Annotated in this window: 10 protein-coding genes; 8 read left to right on the top strand and 2 right to left on the bottom strand. The window is 35.5% G+C overall.

Features of this window, described 5'->3' with window-relative positions; translation table 11 throughout:
• Window positions 1-6: 6 nt before the first annotated feature.
• Window positions 7-564, bottom strand: coding sequence for a GNAT family N-acetyltransferase (locus JC605_RS09655; protein WP_198855970.1), 558 nt, complete (start codon window positions 562-564; stop codon window positions 7-9).
• 280 nt (window positions 565-844) lie between these two features.
• Here JC605_RS09655 and JC605_RS09650 point away from each other — a divergent pair, with 280 nt between their 5' ends.
• From JC605_RS09650 to JC605_RS09640, 3 genes are all read left to right on the top strand, one after another.
• Entirely contained in the window at window positions 845-1,858 is a 1,014-nt protein-coding gene (locus tag JC605_RS09650; protein WP_198855969.1) for a zinc-binding alcohol dehydrogenase family protein, read from the top strand.
• A 143-nt stretch (window positions 1,859-2,001) separates the two neighbouring features.
• Window positions 2,002-2,388, top strand: coding sequence for a DoxX family protein (locus tag JC605_RS09645; protein ID WP_198855968.1), 387 nt, complete (start codon window positions 2,002-2,004; stop codon window positions 2,386-2,388).
• 128 nt (window positions 2,389-2,516) lie between these two features.
• On the top strand, window positions 2,517-4,721 hold the full coding sequence (locus JC605_RS09640) for a TonB-dependent receptor domain-containing protein (protein ID WP_198855967.1): 2,205 nt from the start codon (window positions 2,517-2,519) through the stop codon (window positions 4,719-4,721).
• Window positions 4,722-4,937: 216 nt separating this feature from the next.
• Here the strand turns inward: JC605_RS09640 and JC605_RS09635 are convergent, their stop codons facing one another.
• A complete protein-coding gene (locus tag JC605_RS09635) occupies window positions 4,938-8,867 on the bottom strand; it encodes a hybrid sensor histidine kinase/response regulator transcription factor (RefSeq protein WP_198855966.1) in 3,930 nt (1,309 codons plus the stop codon).
• Between the two features lie 395 nt (window positions 8,868-9,262).
• On the opposite strand from JC605_RS09635, the gene JC605_RS09630 reads away from it, so the two are divergent.
• The 5 genes from JC605_RS09630 to JC605_RS09610 all read left to right on the top strand — a co-directional run bounded on the left by JC605_RS09630 (window position 9,263) and on the right by JC605_RS09610 (window position 18,434).
• Window positions 9,263-12,268 carry a TonB-dependent receptor gene (locus JC605_RS09630; protein ID WP_233074078.1) on the top strand — a complete coding sequence of 1,002 codons (3,006 nt, stop codon included), beginning with the start codon at window positions 9,263-9,265 and terminating at the stop codon, window positions 12,266-12,268.
• 16 nt (window positions 12,269-12,284) lie between these two features.
• Window positions 12,285-13,808, top strand: a complete 1,524-nt coding sequence (locus JC605_RS09625; RefSeq protein WP_198855964.1) for a RagB/SusD family nutrient uptake outer membrane protein — start codon at window positions 12,285-12,287, stop codon at window positions 13,806-13,808.
• Between the two features lie 81 nt (window positions 13,809-13,889).
• The gene (locus tag JC605_RS09620; protein ID WP_198855963.1) at window positions 13,890-15,062 is read left to right on the top strand and encodes a cellulase family glycosylhydrolase; all 1,173 of its coding nucleotides are present in this window, start codon (window positions 13,890-13,892) and stop codon (window positions 15,060-15,062) included.
• Between the two features lie 285 nt (window positions 15,063-15,347).
• A complete protein-coding gene (locus JC605_RS09615; protein ID WP_198855962.1) occupies window positions 15,348-16,388 on the top strand; it encodes a glycoside hydrolase family 43 protein in 1,041 nt (346 codons plus the stop codon).
• Between the two features lie 237 nt (window positions 16,389-16,625).
• The gene (locus JC605_RS09610) at window positions 16,626-18,434 is read left to right on the top strand and encodes a glycoside hydrolase family 2 protein (protein WP_198855961.1); all 1,809 of its coding nucleotides are present in this window, start codon (window positions 16,626-16,628) and stop codon (window positions 18,432-18,434) included.
• Window positions 18,435-18,445 lie beyond the last annotated feature (11 nt).

Genomic DNA, 18,445 nt, shown 5'->3' with positions numbered 1-18,445 from the left:
CTATAATTAATTTTTGATTTGAAGATGTTCTAGGTTCTTCTTAACCAAAGTTTTGTTTCCAACTACTTTAAAACCAAGCTTTAAATACAGTTTTTTAGCACTCGGATTGTCCTCTTCAACCAGGAGACCTAAAACCTCTTTATTTTTATGAACGTATTTATCAATCAAAAATTGCAATAATTGAGAACCAATTCCTTTTCCCTGATATTTCGGATTCACGCCTAAAGAATCAATATAATATTCTCCAGCACGGGTTTCCAATTCTGGATCAAAGTCAGGATTGTAGTGTTTGCGAACGTATTCGATTATTGGAGCGCGCAATTCTTCAATGTCTGCACCATTATAAATATTTACTGCACCAATAATTTCGTTATTCTCTTCTGCCACAAAACAATTTTGATAAGAATACTGATTGTTATCACTTTCGACAAAATGCTGCAGAAAATCTTTCGCTACAGCGTAATCTTCCTTTGCAATAAATTTATAGATAATATCCTCCATTGCTAATAATAATATAGGAGCAATATATTTTGAGTCTGATTTTTCGGCTTTTCTGATATTCATAGTGTAGTATTTTTAGCAAATTTAAGGCTTTATTTAAACACATAGTTTCGTTAGCTATCGGAGATAGTTTTTCTTTTAAGATTAAAGGTGTTTCAATTGTTTAAAATACACAAAGTAATTGATCTAAAGCTTTGCGCAAAAAAAAACTTAGCAACTTAGCACCTTAGTATCTTAGTAGCTTTGAAAAAAATATACAAATATACGCTCAATATATACCAATTAAGAGATTTCAACTCGTCTTATATTTGTGGTATAGTTTTAATTTAAATATTAAAAAGAAATGAAAGCAATAGGATTTAAAACATCATTACCCATAGAAAACCCAGAAAGTTTTATCGAATTTGAAGCCGTAAAACCAATTCCAGGGCCACACGATTTATTAGTTAAAATTGATGCGATTTCAGTAAATCCAGTCGATTTTAAAATTCGCCAGAATAGTGCGAAAGATACTGTTCTTGAAACTCCCAAAATTATTGGTTGGGATGCTGTCGGAATTGTTCAGGCTGTCGGACAAGATGTTACTTTGTTTGAAGTTGGAGATCCTGTATATTATGCAGGAGATATTACCAAACAGGGGAGCAATGCCGAATATCAGATTATTGACGAAAGAATTGTGGGCAGAAAGCCAAAATCGTTAAGTATCGAAGAAGCAGCTGTAATTCCGTTAACCGCTTTAACCGCTTGGGAAATTTTATTTGACAGAATCAGAATTACGGCAGATAAAGATAAAGGAAAATCGATTCTGATTATTGGCGGAGCAGGAGGAGTAGGCTCTATCGCGATTCAATTGGCTAAGAAAATAGCGGGTTTAACTGTTATTGCAACAGCGTCGCGTCCAGAAACAATTGCTTGGTGCAAACAGCAAGGAGCTGATTTTGTGGTAGATCATAAAGATTTGGTTTCATCTGTTCGAGAAGCAGGTTTTGAGTATGTTGACTTTATTTTAGATTTCGTAGATACCAATGCTTATTGGGATACAATGGTAGAATTAATTAAACCTCAAGGACATATTGCCTCTATTACCGGAAGCAGCGATCCTGTTGCATTAACCAAATTAAAGAGCAAAAGCGTGTCTTTTTCTTGGGAATTGATGTACACCCGATCTATGTACCAAACTGAAGATATGGTAGAACAGCATAATATCTTAAATATCGTGGCAGATTTGTTGGATGATGGCATTTTGAAAACAACTTTAAACACAACCTTAAACGGACTTTCAGCCGAAAATCTTAAGAAAGCGCACGAATTTTTGGAGTCGGGACGAACAATTGGAAAGATTGCCATTAAGTTTTAAAGCTCTAAATGAGCTTTGTGATAGCCTAAAAACGGTTATTTGGAATTGTTTTAAATAATATTATTTTTAAATAGGAAATTTTTGTATTTTAGTCGGCTTACAAACCCAATTGATATAAATTTTTAACCTAAACAAAATTATTTATGATTTCAAAAAACACAGACCTTGGATTATTGCTATTGCGTTTAAGTACTGGTGGATTAATGCTTTTTCACGGTGTTTCTAAACTGATTCACGGAATTTCGTTCCTTGTAGAAAACATGGGCGCATTTGGCTATGCGGTTTACATTGGCGAAGTTTTAGCTCCAATTGCCATTTTATTAGGATTTAGAACTAGAATTGCTGCAGTTCTGTTGGCAATAACTTGTATCGTAGCAGTTGCAACGGTACATGCTAATGAACTCTTTACAATTAGCGATCATGGAGGTTACGCTTTAGAATTATTGGGGCTTTATCTGTTTGGTGCTCTAGCATTGTTCTTTACAGGAGCTGGTAAATATGCCGTTTCTAAAACCAATACATGGGATTAATTTTCTCAAAGTAAAAGGTTTACTATATAGAAAAGCTCTAAATTTTTGATTTAGAGCTTTTTTTATGGTTATTCTTTTAATTATGCTATTTTTGTGTTCATACTACCCCAATAATTATCAAAATAGCAATGAAGTTCTTATTCTCCTTTATCCTCTTTATTTTTTCTTTTGCAATTAATGCTCAATCTCTAAATGGTATTGTAAACGACGCTGACGGAAAAGCATCATCAGAAGTTTTAATTCGAAACCTAAATTCAAAAACACACGCACATAGCGATGCAAACGGAAAGTTTACCTTAGAAGGCGTTCAGGTAAATGATAGTTTGGTTATTACCAAAAAAGGATTCTCTACTCAAAAAATAAAACTGACTTCTTTAGATTTTCTGACGATTTCTTTAGAAGAAAAGCCGTTTTTGCTAGAAGAAGTTAAGATTGGCAATAATCTAAAATATCTGAATACTATTTCTAAAATTGATTTTGAAATTCAGCCTATTTCAAATTCTCAGGATTTATTGCGTAAAGTTCCAGGACTTTTCATAGGTCAGCATGCTGGTGGAGGAAAAGCAGAACAAATCTTTTTAAGAGGTTTTGATTGTGATCACGGAACCGATATCAATATTACTGTAGACGGAATGCCAGTAAATATGGTTTCGCACGCACACGGACAAGGATATTCGGATTTGCATTTTGTAATTCCTGAAACGGTTGATAATATTGATTTTGATAAAGGGGCTTATTTTGCGGATAAAGGCGATTTTACCACTGCAGGATATGTTGGTTTTAATACTAAAAATGCTTTGCAAAATAGTTCTATTTCTTTTGAGGGCGGACAGTTTGATACTTTTCGTACTGTTGCCATGTTTAATTTATTGAATAAAGAAAACCAGTCGGCTTATTTTGCGGGAGAATACATGATGACCGATGGTTATTTTGATGCTCCGCAAAACTTTAACCGAATTAATTTGTTTGGAAAATACAATGCTAAAATGGAAAATGGAGATCGTTTGGCTATCTCGGTTTCGCATTTTAAAAGCCAATGGGATGCTAGCGGACAGATTCCAGATCGCGCTGTAAACGATGGAACTATTTCGCATTATGGAGCAATCGATCCAAATGAAGGAGGAAATACCGATAGAACTAATTTCAATTTGCAGTATGATGCGAAAATTGACGACAATACGCATATTAAAAGCAGTGCTTATTTAAGCAAATATGATTTTGAACTGTATTCTAATTTTACTTTTTTCTTAAATGATCCTGTAAACGGCGATCAAATCAAACAGAAAGAAAACAGAACGATTGTAGGTTTTCAGTCAGAATACGATCAGAAATTAAACAATCAATGGCGTTTTAAATTGGGTGCTGGGCTTCGAAACGATAATAATAAAGATGTAGAATTATCGCATACTTTAAACAGAAAGACAGTTTTAGACTATTTGAGTTTAGGAACTGTAAATCAGACCAATTTATTTACGTATTCAAGTCTTGATTTTACATCTGGAAAATGGCTGATAAATGGAGGTTTGCGTTTAGATTATTTCAAATTTGGTTACGAAGATCAATTGGCGGCAACCTACACGAATCAGACACAGACAAAAGCAATTGTGAGTCCGAAACTGAACTTTTTGTATACTCAAAATGATAAATTAAACTATTTCTTGAAATTAGGAAAAGGATTTCATAGCAATGATACGCGTGTAGTAGTGGCGCAAAAAGGGGAAAAAATTCTTCCAGAGACCTACGGAGCAGATTTAGGAATCAACTGGAAACCATTTCCGCGCATGATTGTTAATTCAGCAATTTGGTATTTGTATTTAGCGCAGGAATTTGTTTATGTAGGAGACGAAGCGGTTGTTGAACCAAGCGGGAAAACAGAAAGAAAAGGTTTCGATTTTGGCTTCAGATATCAATTGACCAATTGGTTGTTCTGGAATACCGATTACACGTACACGCATGCAAGAGCAATAGATGAGCCTAAAGGAAACGATTATCTGCCATTGGCTCCAAAAAATACTTTAATGAACGGAATTTCGGTTAAAGATTTAAAAGGTTTCTCAGGAAGCATAAGAACTCGTTTCTTAGGAGACAGACCAGCAAACGAAGACAATTCGGTTGTAGCAAAAGGCTATTGCATTACCGATTTCTCTGTAAATTATCAGATTAAGAAAGTTTCGATTGGAGTAAACATCGACAATATTTTCAACACCAAATGGAAAGAAACACAATTCTTAACCGAATCAAGATTGGCAAATGAAACGGATCCTGTAGAAGAAATTCATTTTACAGCAGGAACGCCGTTTAATGCGCGTTTGATTTTGAAATATATGTGGTAGGGGAATTTATTAAATGCCGCGTGGACATCATGGAATTAAAAAGTTTTTTAACCGCAAAGTTCGCAAAGAGTTTACGCAAAGAAACGCAAAGTTTAGTTATTGCATTTTATTTTAAGTCCACAAAGGCTGAACTTGAAAAACTTTGTGGACTTAATATTAGCTTAAAAAACTTCGTGAGCTTTGCGTAAACTCTTTGCGAACTTTGTGGTTAAATAATCAACGATTTTTCTGAATATAATCCGTTGGCGACATATTAAAATGCTTCTGGAAATTACGTCCAAAGCTCGTTTGCGATTTATAGCCTACCATTTCTGCGATTTCGTACATTTTGTAGTTTTCGTTTAATAATAACTCTGCGGCTCTTTTTAATCGTACAATATTGATTAATTCGTTCGGACTCAAGTTTGTGATGTCTTTAATTTTTCGGTATAAAGTAGAACGGCTCATATTCATGATTTCGGCAAGCGATTCTACACTCAAATCCTGATCTGTAATGTTTTTAAGAATTTCGTCGTCGAGTTTTTTCAAGAACTTTTCGTCGGTTTTATTGTGAGCAATGCTTTTAATGTGCGAAAGGGGAGAACTCGCATAATAATTCATAATCTGTCTGCGGTTTTCAATCAAGTTGTTTGCTTGTACTTTCAGATAATCCATAGAAAAAGGTTTTGCCACATAAGCGTCGGCACCAACTTCAAGTCCGTCGATTTGAGATTTTAGCGAATTTTTGGCAGTTAATAAAATAACCGGAATATGACTCGTTTCCAGATTAGTTTTAATCTTTTTGCACATCGTAATTCCGTCCATAACAGGCATCGTTACATCTGAAATAACAAGTTGGATGTTTTCGTTATGAATGATTTTGAGTGCTTCTTCGCCATTTTCTGCTTTTAAAATCGTGTATGTTCCAGCCAATTCGGTAGTAATAAAACTCAAAAGATCTTCATTATCCTCTACAACCAAAACCTGCGCTTTTTCGTTTTTAATTTCAACAGCTTCTTTTGGCGTTTCATTTTCTGTCTGTTCTTTTTCAGCATCGGCATAAAGCATAAATTCTTCTTCCTGATGTAACGGAACAACCAATTCGAAAATATTGTAACTAGCATCTTCAATCAATTCTAAACTTCCGTTATGCAATTGCGCCAAAGAATGTGCTAACGAAAGTCCGATTCCAGTTCCTGAAGCCGTACTGCTGTCATCAACCCTGAAAAACGGTTCGAAAATCTTATTTTTTAAATGAATAGGAATAATGTTTCCATCATTTTTTACAATCAAATGCAGTTTCTTTTCATCTCTAAATAAAGAAATGGAAACCTTTTTGTTTGAATATTTAATAGCGTTGTTGATCAAATTGCTGAGAATCTTTTTAAAAGCTTCTTTATCGACAAAAGCATGAATGTCTTTTTCGCCCAATTCCAAGTCAAATTCCAATCCGCGCTCTTCAATTAATTGGCTGAATCTCAAATGAAAATTTCGAACCATCGAAGAAATATTCGCTTCGACGAAAGTCAATTTCAAACCTCCAATTTCCGATTTTCTAAAATCAAGCAATTCATTTACGAGCTTCAATAAGCGCGAAGTATTTTTCTTCATAATCGAAAGATGCTGAGGCACTTCTTCCGATTCGTATTTCATTCCCAAAAGCTTTTCTAGCGGACCTTTTATTAAAGTCAGAGGCGTTCTGATTTCGTGTGCTACATTGGTAAAAAAGTCAATTTTTGCCTGATAGATTTCTTTTTCTTTTTCGTCGTTTAGATGCTTTATTTTACGGTTATTTTTAATCTGAGTCAGATTTTGAGAATAGCGAATAATGTAATAGAATCCAGCACAGCACAATATAAAGTACAAAATATAGGCATAAGTGCTGGCGTAAAATGGAGGCAGAATGGTAATTTTAAGTTTTATTTCTTTACTCCAAACCCCAAAACTATTCAATGATTTTACTTTAAAAACATAATCTCCAGGAGCCAGTTCGGTAAAGAAAACTTTGTTGTTTCTTCCTAAATAAACCCAATCATTATTGACGTTTTCGAGCTGAAACCAATATTCTGTCAATTCTGGTGCGGTATAGTTCAAAGAAGCAAATTCCAGATTAAAAGTTGACTGATTGTTGTTGAGCTCCAATTCGTCCACAAACGAAATAGATTGTGAAATAGGAGAGTCTGGGCTGTTAACCTCAATATCCTTATTGTTAATTTGTAGATTGGTAATGTAAATAAAAGGCGTGTATTTGTTTTTACTAAAGTGCTTCGGATTAAAACTGATCATTCCGTTTAGGTTTCCAAAATACATATCGCCGTTTGCATCTTTAAAAGCCGAATTATAATTGAACTGATCGCTCAGTAATCCGTTTGCAGTGGTAAAAATCTTGATGGTTTTATGATCTGGACCAAATTTTACCAAACCTTTAGAAGTTGTCAGCCAGAGATTTTTAGAATCGTCTTCCAAAATAGAATAGAAAACATTGCTCGGCATTCCGTTTTTGGTTGTGAATTTGGTAAAAGTATGATTCTGTCTGTTTACGAGATTCAATCCGTTTTCAGTGGCGATCCATAGGTTCTTAAAACTGTCTTCAAAAATGGCGTTGATGGTATTGTTGCTTATTCCATTCGGATTTTTATAGTCATACGTAAAAACCTCTTTTTTCTTGGTTTTCGGATTATAAAATAATAATCCGTCACGATAACTTCCTGCCCAAAGATTGCCATCGCTGTCTTCCTTCATATTCGTATAATGATACGTTTCTGGAAAGAACTTTAGAATTTCAAAATTATCGGCTTGTTCGTTGTAGCGATAAAGTCCTGATGTTGTTACAACAATCAGCTCCTTGTTTTTCATTTCGTAGAAAGAAAAGATAAAATTGCTATGAAGTCCGCTTCGTCCGTCATTTGCGCTGTAATGTTTTAAAACTGCTCCAGAATTTCTATCCAAAACATCCAAACCATGCTCAAAAGTTCCCACCCAGATTTTGTCTTTTCGAGGCATTAAAGCATGAATATTATAGTAGGAAACAGGATAAGATGTAAATTTTTGTGTTTTCGGATTAAAACGATTCACGCCAGCATCTTCGGTTCCGATCCATAAATCGCCATGATCGTCCTTATGAATTTCTCGAACTGCGCTTCCGCTAATGGAATTTTGATTGTTCTGCGGAAAGTACTTTTTAAACTGCGTATATTGTTTCTGATGGTAATTGACACCGCCAAAATAAGTCCCAATCCAGATTCCGTTTTCTTTATCGATGGTAATAGAGTAGGCCGCATTGTCTGAAATCGCATACGGATCGTTGTAATTTTTCTTCAGATTTACAGCCGTTTTGGTTTTCAGATTATACACGTAAACACCCGATTCGCTCGCAATCCAAAGTTCGTCGTTTCCTTTTTTTCTGAATTGACGCACGAAAACCGGTTCTTTAATTCCAAATTTAAGTTCGCTTGTCGTTTTATCTTTTCTATTATATAGGAGTACGCCGTGATCGAGCGTGCCAATTACTATGTTTTCGCGATCAACAGCATAAATAACAGTGATTCTAAAATTGGCTTTATCAGCAGGCGGATTTAGAGCAATATTTTCAAAAGAAAGGTTTTCTTCAGAATAATGATAGATTTTATTTAAAGAAGAAGCCCAGATTTCGCCTTTATAATCCTTTGTTATCGAAGTAGTGATAAAATATTTGTTTGGATTAAAAGTGGTCGTTTCTTTCTTTTTTGGAGAATATTTATACAAAATGTTGCCCGAAACAAACCAAATGTTGTCTTTTTGATCGTGATTGATGTCATTGATACGATCATTTATGGCTTCGTTCAAAATCGTAAAGTTGTCCAGCTTTTTATCGTAATGATACAAACCTTTGTCCGTTCCAACCCAAATCGTGCCGTTGTGTTCATGCAGCGATTGTATATAATTGCTTCCTAAACTATGTATAGGATCTCCATTGCTTCTGTAGGTTTTAAAACGATAGCCATCAAAACGATTTAGACCATCTTTGGTTCCAAACCACATAAAACCATCATTGTCTTGAATGGAGGTTAAAACGGTATTGTTGGAAAGTCCTTCTTCAACCTGAAAATGTTTAAAATAATAATCTTGCGCATTCGAAAAATTTATCGAAAAAAAGCTGAAACATAAAAAAAGAAAGAATTTACGCATAGGTGTATTTATAAGGCTTAAATCAATATTTCTGCATATCGTCTCAATATTCTACAAAATGTTGCATCTGAATGAAAACGGACTGTTTTTAATACAATTTGAATCATTTGAGAGAGATATTGACACAAATGAAGCATTTTATTTTGAATAAAAAGCGCCTAATTTGAATTTTCAAATAAACGATATTGATAAAATTTTAAGGTTAAAAATATACTATCAATAAAATAAAGTTTGAAAAATCTAACCATTAATAATTTTGAAACAAAATGAACAATTTATTAGAACCAAAGAATATTAATTCTTTTTTTGCCCGTATTCCAGACGGATAAAAAAGAGCAATATTTCATTAAACCAAACCACAAAAAGAAATAAAACTATCTAAAATGCAAAAATCAATGAAAACAAAGTTCACTCACTTTTTAACGAAGAGATATCACCTCTTGGTTTTCTTTAGTTTATTACTGCAGTCCGCTTTTGCCCAGCAGATTACTGTTACGGGAAAAGTTACTACCGCAACTGGCGAATCGGTTCCTTTTGCGAATGTTTTAATAAAAGGATCCCAAAATGGTGCCGTTACAGACTTTGACGGAAGCTATAAAATTACCGCCAGTGGAAATCAGACACTAGTTTTTAGTTCGCAAGGCTACAAAACAATCGAAATTGCAATCAACAACAAAACTTCTGTAAATGTTACTATGGAAGAAAATGCCATGAAATTGGACGAGATAGTTGTTGTAGGTTATGGATCGCAACAGAAAAAAGACCTTACAGGAGCTGTTGCATTAGTTAAACCAGAAGAAATTCAGAAAAGACAAGTTACAACAGTTGCAGACGGACTTCAAGGCTTGGTTACGGGAGTTAAAGTTCGCGGTGGCGGACGCCCAGGCCAAGAAGCCAATGTTGAAATTCGCGGACTTAAGAATCTTCAAAATACAAACCCATTATACGTAATTGACGGTTTGGTAACTTCTGCAAACAGAGATTTTAACCCAAACGATATCGAATCGATTCAGGTTTTAAAAGATGCTTCTGCAGCAGCAATCTATGGTTCTAGAGCGGCAAATGGTGTCATTATCATTACGACTAAAAAAGGTAAAAAAGGGCCGCTTCAGGTTGAAGTATCAGCAAAAAGCAGTTTTACCTCTATGCCTCGCTATGATTTAATGGGAACCGAAGAGTTTGCTAAATACAACAATATGGCGTATGACAATGCTGGACTTCCGAGACAAAACTTAAATATGGCTGTAAATACAGATTGGCAAGATGCTGTTTTTAAAACGGGAATGATGCAAGATTATAATGCTAGTTTTTCTGGAGGAAGTGAGAATTCTTCATTCTTTATGTCTGGAAATTATTTTGGAAATCAAGGTACTGTTATCGGAACTGATTTTGACAGAATTTCATTCCGTGTGAATTCAAGCGGTACAAAAGGAATTTTTAGCATTGGAGAAAATTTAGCCATTAGTAATTCTAAAACAGATGAAATGTCTGGAAATCCAATTATTGATGTATACAGAATGACGCCTACAATTCCGCTTTATGACGCTTCTAATCCAGGCGGATATGGTTACGGAAAACAAGGAGTTGCCGATACTTTTGGAACAAACCCTTTGGCGTTAGCTGATTTTTCTAACACAACAAACGAAAACTTTAGAATTAGAGGTAACATTTGGTCTGAATTAAAATTTGTGCCTTGGTTGAAATACCGTTTTAATTTTGGTTATGAAACAAGTTTTGATTCTTATAAATACATGAGAAAAAAAGGAAGCTGGACTTTAAACCAGCCTGAGGATCCTTCTCAGACAGACCAAAACAAAGGAAGATCAGAAACTTTATTGTTCGAAAATACATTGACTTTCAAGAAAGAATTTGGAAAGCATGATATCACGGTTTTAGTTGGTCAGACCTATCAAAAAGACAATTACAATCAGATTTACGGAACAAAAAGAAATCTTCCGATGAATTCTGGAACTGGAGAATATTATGAAGTTTTAAACCAAGGAGATTCGCCAGTTGTTGGAGGTTTTATTAATGAAGCGGCTTTAACGTCGTATTTAGGAAGATTAGAATACAATTATGATAATCGTTATTTATTCAATGCCGTAATCAGACGTGACGGATCTTCAAGATTCAGCGATGGCAATAAATGGGGGAATTTTCCATCTATTTCTGCAGGATGGAGAATAAGCAACGAATCTTTCTTTAAATCAGAATTCATTAAAGATTTAAAATTAAGAGCAAGTTATGGAGAATTAGGATCTGGAAATATTGGAAATTACGAGTACAAAAGCTTCGTAAATAATTTTGGACAAATTGTATTAGGAAAAGACCAGACTTTATATCCTTCTGCCACTCAAGTAAAATTATCAAATTCTGAATTGCGTTGGGAAAAACTAAAACAAACCAACTTCGGATTGGATTTAGGAGTTTTAAATAATGATTTACGTTTTACAGCAGATTATTTTATTGCTCGTACTGAAGACGTATTATTTGGTTTCCCAATTTTATTGACTACAGGAAACGACGGAGGAAACCCAATTTCTAACGCTGCAACTGTAGAAAATAAAGGTTTTGAATTGGAATTGGCTTATAGCAAAAAAATCAATGATTTCTCATTTAACGCTTCTGTCAACTTTACCAAAATAAACAACAAACTGGTTTCATTGGGTAACGGACAAAATGAAAACTACTCAGGAAATACAGTAACAAGAGCTGGTTTGCCAGTAGGAATGTGGTATGTATTGCAAACAGATGGATTATTCCAAAATCAGCAAGAAATTAATAATTACAAAAATGCTGACGGAAAAGTAATCATGCCAAATGCTGTTCCTGGAGATATTCGTTTTAAGGATAACAATGGAGACGGACAAATTACTAATGAAGATAAAACAATCGTTGGAAGTCCGTGGCCAGAATTTGAAATGGGTTTAAACGCTGGAGCTGAATATAAAGGCTTTGATTTTTCTATGAACTGGATTGCTTCTCATGGAGCTACTGTTTATGACGGATTTAGAAGTGTTGTAGATCGTTTTGATGACAATAGTAACTACAGAAGAGGCATTCAGCCTTGGACACCTGAAAATCCAAATACCGATTTTCCTAGAATTACAAAAGGATCAACTTTAAATTCAAGAGGAGATACAGACCGTTTCTTAGAAAATGGCGATTTTATCAGATTGAAATACATCGGATTTGGATATAATTTTCCGCAAAGTGTCTTGAAAGATTCGGGTATTTCGAGAGCAAGATTAACATTATCTGCACAGAACATTATAACGATTACTAAGTATAAAGGATTGGATCCTGAGTTTACCAACAGTAATATTTTTGAAAGAGGTGTAGATAATGGGGCATTCCCAAATCTTAGAACATATTCTTTGGGTGTAGAGTTTAGCTTTTAATTAAAAAAACAGCGTAATGAAAAAAATAATAATTATAACAGCAGCTTTTCTAGGTCTTGTTTTTACCGCTTGTGAAAACGAATTGGACTTGAATAGCCCAAATGATATTACAGTAGACCAATATTGGAAAACTGAAAGTGATGCACAAGCCGGTGTAAACTCTATTTATGCCATGTTTTATAAAGACGGTTTGTGGGCGAGATGGATTTATTTCCGTCTGGATTTAACTTCTGATGAAGGTTATAGCGTGAGTCCGTGGACAGAATTGGCAGATTGGACTAGATTCAATTATATCAATTATAATTTTTGGGAAGGAAATGCCGTAACGTGGAGAGATACTTATAAAGCTATTTTTAGATGTAATCAGGTTTTGGCTAATGTTCCGAATATCACTTTTCAGAATGAAGATGATAAAAAGAAAATTATCGCGCAGGCTAAATTCTTTAGAGCATTACACTACTATTATGCAGGTGTAATTTGGGAAGATGTGCCATTGGTTTTAGATCCGTCTACGCCAGCAGATTTGCCAAAACAAGTAAAGGTAGACGAAATATGGGCTCAAGTAGAAAAAGATTTGAATGAAGCTTTTGAAGATTTGCCAAGAGATTGGTCAGCTGATCAATTAGGAAGACCAGATAAAGGTGCCGCAAAGGCCTTTCTTGCCAAAGTATATATGCAACAGCACAAATGGAATGAAGCAAAAGGAGCTCTTGAGTTTTTAATTTCTGGAGCAGGAGCGAAGTACAGTTTGGTATCTAACTACAGAGATAATTTTACGGATACAAATGAAAATAATGCCGAATCTGTTTTTGAAATCCAGTTTGGAGACCAAAGAAAAGGAGGAACTGATGAAGCGCAAAATGCAGCAGTTTCTAGCAACCGTTCTCAGTTTTTCGCGCCAAGAGGAATTGGATGGTCTGACGGACAAGCGCGTATTTGGTTAGTGGATGCTTTTAAACAAGAAAACAATAAAGACGGAAAATTGGATGAAAGGTTAAGATGGACTTTATTCTACCCTCAGTTATTAGCCGATTTTGGAGACAAAACATACGGAAGAAACTGGGAATGGAACAATAATGAAGCTTGGTTTAGAAAAGGAAGCCGCGATTATTACAGAAATAACGAAGATTACTACAACCAAGTAAACTACAGATTGGTTCGTTATGCGGATATTTTATTGCGCTACGCGGAAGTTTTAAACGAATTAGGAAATACTGCTCAAGCGTATCAGTATGTTGATTTAGTTAGAGCTCGTGCAAATATGAATGCATTGGCGACAGCACATCCTGAAATTGGAAACGATCACGACAAATTCCTAGAGCGTTTGAAAATGGAAAGAGTTTTGGAATTGTGTGGCGAAAGCGTGCGTTGGGAAGATTTAAAACGTTGGGGAGATTTAAATTCTCAAGCTTCTGTTGATAAAATTGCGCTTCGTGATCCAGATTTTAAAAACTTCACAGTTGGAAAAAATCACAGAATGCCAATTCCGCAAAGTGATGTAGATAATAATCCAAATCTAGAGCAGAACTCTGGATATTAAAACTGATTTTTTGAGGGAATCAGATGTAAAAGTCTGGTTCCCTTATCATAAAGAACGATTGTTCAAAAAAATAAAATTGAAATGAAGAAAGTAAAATTGTGTCTGACATTTATGTTAGCAGGACTCGTATTGCTTAGCTGCAACAATAAAAAAAATAATCCTGAAGAAAAGGAAAGCGAAGTCGCCTCAATAGAAAAAAGAGAAATCTGGACAAAAGATCAGGCCAATAAATGGTACGCAGAACAGCCTTGGTTGGTTGGGGCAAATTATTCTCCTAGCACAGCTATAAATCAGTTAGAGATGTGGCAGGAAGATACTTTTGATCCAAAACGAATTGATCAGGAATTGGGCTGGGCTGAAGGTCTTGGTATGAATGTAATGCGCGTGTATCTGCACGACTTATTGCATCAGCAAGATGCAGAAGGACTTTACAAACGTATGGATCAGTTTTTAGAAATTGCTGATAAACATCACATCAAAACCCTTTTTGTTTTGTTTGATTCTTGTTGGGATCCGTTTCCTGCTTTAGGAAAACAGCGTGCTCCAAAACCACACACACATAATTCAGGTTGGGTGCAAGCTCCGGGACAAAAGGCGCTTCAGGATAAAACACAATATCCACGTTTAGAGAAATATGTAAAAGAAACAGTTTCTCATTTTAAAGATGACAAACGAATTTTAGGCTGGGATGTTTGGAACGAACCAGATAACATGACAGGACCATCTTACGAAAAAGTAGAAATTAAAAACAAAGTCGATTTGATTTTACCGCTTTTAAAAGATGTTTTTGCGTGGGCAAGAGAGAGCAATCCTTCTCAGCCACTGACTTCTGGAGTTTGGGTAGGAGATTGGAGCGACGAAGCAAAGATGAAACCAATGCACAAAATGCAGATCGAGCAGTCTGATATTGTTTCTTTCCACAATTACAACACGCCTCAGGATTTCGAAAAAGTAATCAAACAATTACAGCGTTATGGAAAACCACTAATCTGTACAGAATATATGGCAAGACCAAACGGAAGCACTTTTGAAGGATTCCTTCCAATTGCGAGAAAATACAACGTAGGAATGATCAATTGGGGATTTGTAGACGGAAAAACACAAACGAAATATGCTTGGGATAGTTGGACAAAAACATACACAGCAGAACCAAAATTATGGTTTCACGATGTTTTACATACAGACGGAACGCCATACATTCAGGCGGAAACCGATTTGATTAAAAAAATGACTGCTGAGGCGAATAAAAAATAGTTTTTAAGCCACAGATTAAAAGGATTAAAAGGATTTTAAACACATAGAAACATAGTTTTTGATTGTCTATGAAAAAGGCATTTCATTGCAAATAAAGCACATAGTTCTATGTGTAAAAGCGAGCTTTTTTTTGGTAATCTTGAACAGAAAGAATAAAATCTATGTTTCTATATGTTTAAATTTTCAGCCCAAAGATTAAATCATTTTAATCCATTAATCTGTGGCAAAAAAAAAGAATTAGTGTGAATTAGTGGAATTAGTGGCAAAAAACAATTCTTAAGCAACATGAAAAAAAATACAATAAAAAATCTTTTCTTGGCGATGGTAATCGTTGTTGGGTTTTCAGCAAATGCGCAACAGCCAGACCCACCCGGACAAGTAAAAGGAAACGAAAAACCAAAAAACGAAGCCTATCTTTTTGCGCATATGACGCATAACGATTACGGCAGATTGTATTATTCGGTTAGTTTGGATGGACTTCATTGGGAAAATCTGAACAATGGAAAACGCGTTTTTGAAGATTATAAGGGACATCCCGATATCTGCAAAGGTCCAGACGGGAAATATTACATTGCAGGAAATACAGGAGACGATGCCAAAAGCATTAATATCTGGGTTTCGGATGATTTAATCACTTGGAAAAAACATTCCGATTATACGCCCGATTTAAAAAGTACGCCAGATTATTCAAATGCTTTACAGCGAATTGGTGCTCCAAAATTGTATTATGATGAACCTTCTCAAAAGTTCATCATGACTTGGCATACGCCACATTTAGAAGGAACAAAAGAAGACGGAGAACGTTATTGGGCAAGTCAGCGTACTTTGTATGTTTTGTCTAAAGATTTAAAAACTTTCGAAGGAACTCCAAAACGTTTATTCGATTGGGATATGGGAACGATTGATGTTTTTATTCGTAAAGTTGGCGATTCTTACTACGCCGTGATTAAAGACGAAACGTATCCGACTTTGTATTGGACAACCGGAAAGACCATCCGAATTGCCAAATCAAAAAATCTTTTAGGACCTTATTCTTTGCCCCAGCAATCTATCAGTCCAAACTTCAGAGAAGCGCCAATGTTAATTCCTTCTCCAGATGACAAAATATGGTACATGTATTACGAACAATATCCAGGTGTTTCCTACGGATTATCGATTGCAGACAACCTAAACGGACCTTGGTTTCAAGCCTCAGGCTACACTTTTTTCTCAGATTGGGACAAATACAGTCTTCCGGAAAAAGTACGCCACGGCTGCATGATTACAATCTCTAAAAAAGAATACGACAGTTTGGTGAAGAAATTCGGCCTTACGAAGAAGTTATAAGTTATGAATTAGAAGTTATGAGTTTTTGTTGTGATGACTAGCTGGTTATTTATTGAGGAATAAAATAACAATTAGCAAGAACTCATAACTTCTAACTCAAAACTCATAACTCAAAAAATTGGTTAGTTAAGTTAGTTTAGTTCAGTAATTATCGGGCTTATGTGGAGATGAGCCCGGTAATTCATTTTGATTTAGAAGAAAATCATGGCATTCATTAAATGCCTAAAAATATAAAACATGAAAAGAAAAAGCATCCTTTTTTTAGCCTTGTTGTCCATGTTTGCGGCTAATGCGCAATGGAAACCACAAGGTGATAAAATCAAGACCAAATGGGCAGAGCAGGTTGATCCGAAGAAAACTTTACCCGAATATCCCCGTCCGATTATGGAGCGCGGCCAATGGAAAAATCTGAATGGTTTGTGGAATTATAGCATTCAAGAATTTGGAAAAGCAGCGCCTTCAAAATATGACGGGCAGATTCTGGTTCCGTTTGCAGCCGAATCGAGTCTGTCTGGCGTGATGAAAGAAGTTGGTGCTAAAAACGAACTTTGGTACGAAACTCAATTTTCGATTGAATCGGGCTGGAACGGAAAAAACATCCTTTTGCATTTTGGTGCTGTCGATTGGAAAACAGAAGTTTTTGTGAATGATGTAAAAGTAGGTTCGCATACGGGAGGTTATACGCCGTTTTCGTTTGACATTACGCCATTCATTCAAAAAGGAAAAAATCAGAAACTGGTTGTGAAAGTTTGGGATCCTTCCAACGATGGGCCTCAGCCAAGAGGAAAACAAGTCAAAAATCCAGAAGGAATTTGGTACACGCCCGTTACTGGAATCTGGCAAACGGTTTGGATTGAGCCTGTAAATGCTAAAAACATTTTAGCATTAAAAACAACGCCAAATATTGATCAAAATACGATTAGTATAAAAGCTGAGGTAAATGGAGCAGAAAAAGGCGATTTGGTAGAAATTTCTGTTTTCGATAACGGAAAAGAGATTGCTAAAGAAAAAGCAGTTGTGGGTGAAAGCAATGATATTGTTTTGAATAATCCGAAACTGTGGTCGCCTGAAAGTCCGTTTTTATATCAGACAAAAATTCGCTTAATCAGCAAAAACAAAGTGGTTGATGAGGTAAAGAGTTATTTTGTGATGCGAAAAATCTCTTCTAAACGCGATGAAAACGGAATCGTGAGAATGCAATTAAACAACAAAGATTATTTTCAATTCGGACCTCTTGACCAAGGTTGGTGGCCAGACGGATTATATACAGCGCCAACTGATGAAGCTTTGAAATACGACATTGTTAAAACCAAAGAACTAGGATTTAATATGATTCGTAAACACGTAAAAGTCGAGCCGGAGCGCTGGTATACGCATTGCGATCAGTTAGGAATTTTGGTTTGGCAAGATATGCCAAGTGGAGACGATCAGCCAGTTTGGCAAAATAGAAAGTATTTTGAAGGAACAGAATTACAGCGTTCGGCAAAATCAGAAGAAATCTACAGAAAAGAGTGGCGTGAAATTATGGATCATCTGTATTCCTACCCAAGTATTGTGGTTTGGGTTCCGTTTAACGAAGCTTGGGGGCAATTTAAAACTGTTGAAATTACAGAATGGACCAAAAATCATGATTCAACGCGTCTGATTAATTCTGCAAGCGGAGGAAATCACTTTCAAACGGGCGATATTTTAGATTTACACAATTATCCTGGTCCAGATATGTATTTGTACGATGCTAGAAGAGTTACCGTCTTGGGAGAGTATGGCGGAATCGGTCTTCCGTTAGAAGGACATCTTTGGAGAGCAAATGACAACTGGGGATACATCAAATTTAAGAATGAGGCAGAAGTTACCGCCGAATACAAAAAGTACGCGGAAACGCTTCGAAAATACGTTAAAACGGGATTCTCGGCTGCAGTCTATACTCAAACAACCGATGTTGAAGGCGAAGTAAACGGTTTTATGACTTACGATAGAAAAGTAGATAAAATGGATTTTAAAGCTGTGAACAAAATTAATACGGAGGTTATCAATGCTTTGAATTAAAATTAAATTTA

The sequence above is a fragment of the Flavobacterium sp. IB48 genome (genome assembly GCF_016405855.1).
Taxonomy (GTDB): Bacteria; Bacteroidota; Bacteroidia; order Flavobacteriales; family Flavobacteriaceae; genus Flavobacterium; species Flavobacterium ginsengisoli.
Note: the sequence above shows the minus strand (reverse complement) of the source record. Positions and strands in the feature narration are given on the sequence as shown.

Excerpts from the sequence above, each read along its gene's own strand:
- JC605_RS09655 (WP_198855970.1), bottom strand. The coding sequence starts at position 564 with ATGAATATCAGAAAAGCCGAAAAATCAGACTCAAAATATATTGCTCCT.
- JC605_RS09650 (WP_198855969.1), top strand. The coding sequence starts at position 845 with ATGAAAGCAATAGGATTTAAAACATCATTACCCATAGAAAACCCAGAA.
- JC605_RS09645 (WP_198855968.1), top strand. The coding sequence starts at position 2,002 with ATGATTTCAAAAAACACAGACCTTGGATTATTGCTATTGCGTTTAAGT.
- JC605_RS09640 (WP_198855967.1), top strand. The coding sequence starts at position 2,517 with ATGAAGTTCTTATTCTCCTTTATCCTCTTTATTTTTTCTTTTGCAATT.
- JC605_RS09635 (WP_198855966.1), bottom strand. The coding sequence starts at position 8,867 with ATGCGTAAATTCTTTCTTTTTTTATGTTTCAGCTTTTTTTCGATAAAT.
- JC605_RS09630 (WP_233074078.1), top strand. The coding sequence starts at position 9,263 with ATGAAAACAAAGTTCACTCACTTTTTAACGAAGAGATATCACCTCTTG.
- JC605_RS09625 (WP_198855964.1), top strand. The coding sequence starts at position 12,285 with ATGAAAAAAATAATAATTATAACAGCAGCTTTTCTAGGTCTTGTTTTT.
- JC605_RS09620 (WP_198855963.1), top strand. The coding sequence starts at position 13,890 with ATGAAGAAAGTAAAATTGTGTCTGACATTTATGTTAGCAGGACTCGTA.
- JC605_RS09615 (WP_198855962.1), top strand. The coding sequence starts at position 15,348 with ATGAAAAAAAATACAATAAAAAATCTTTTCTTGGCGATGGTAATCGTT.
- JC605_RS09610 (WP_198855961.1), top strand. The coding sequence starts at position 16,626 with ATGAAAAGAAAAAGCATCCTTTTTTTAGCCTTGTTGTCCATGTTTGCG.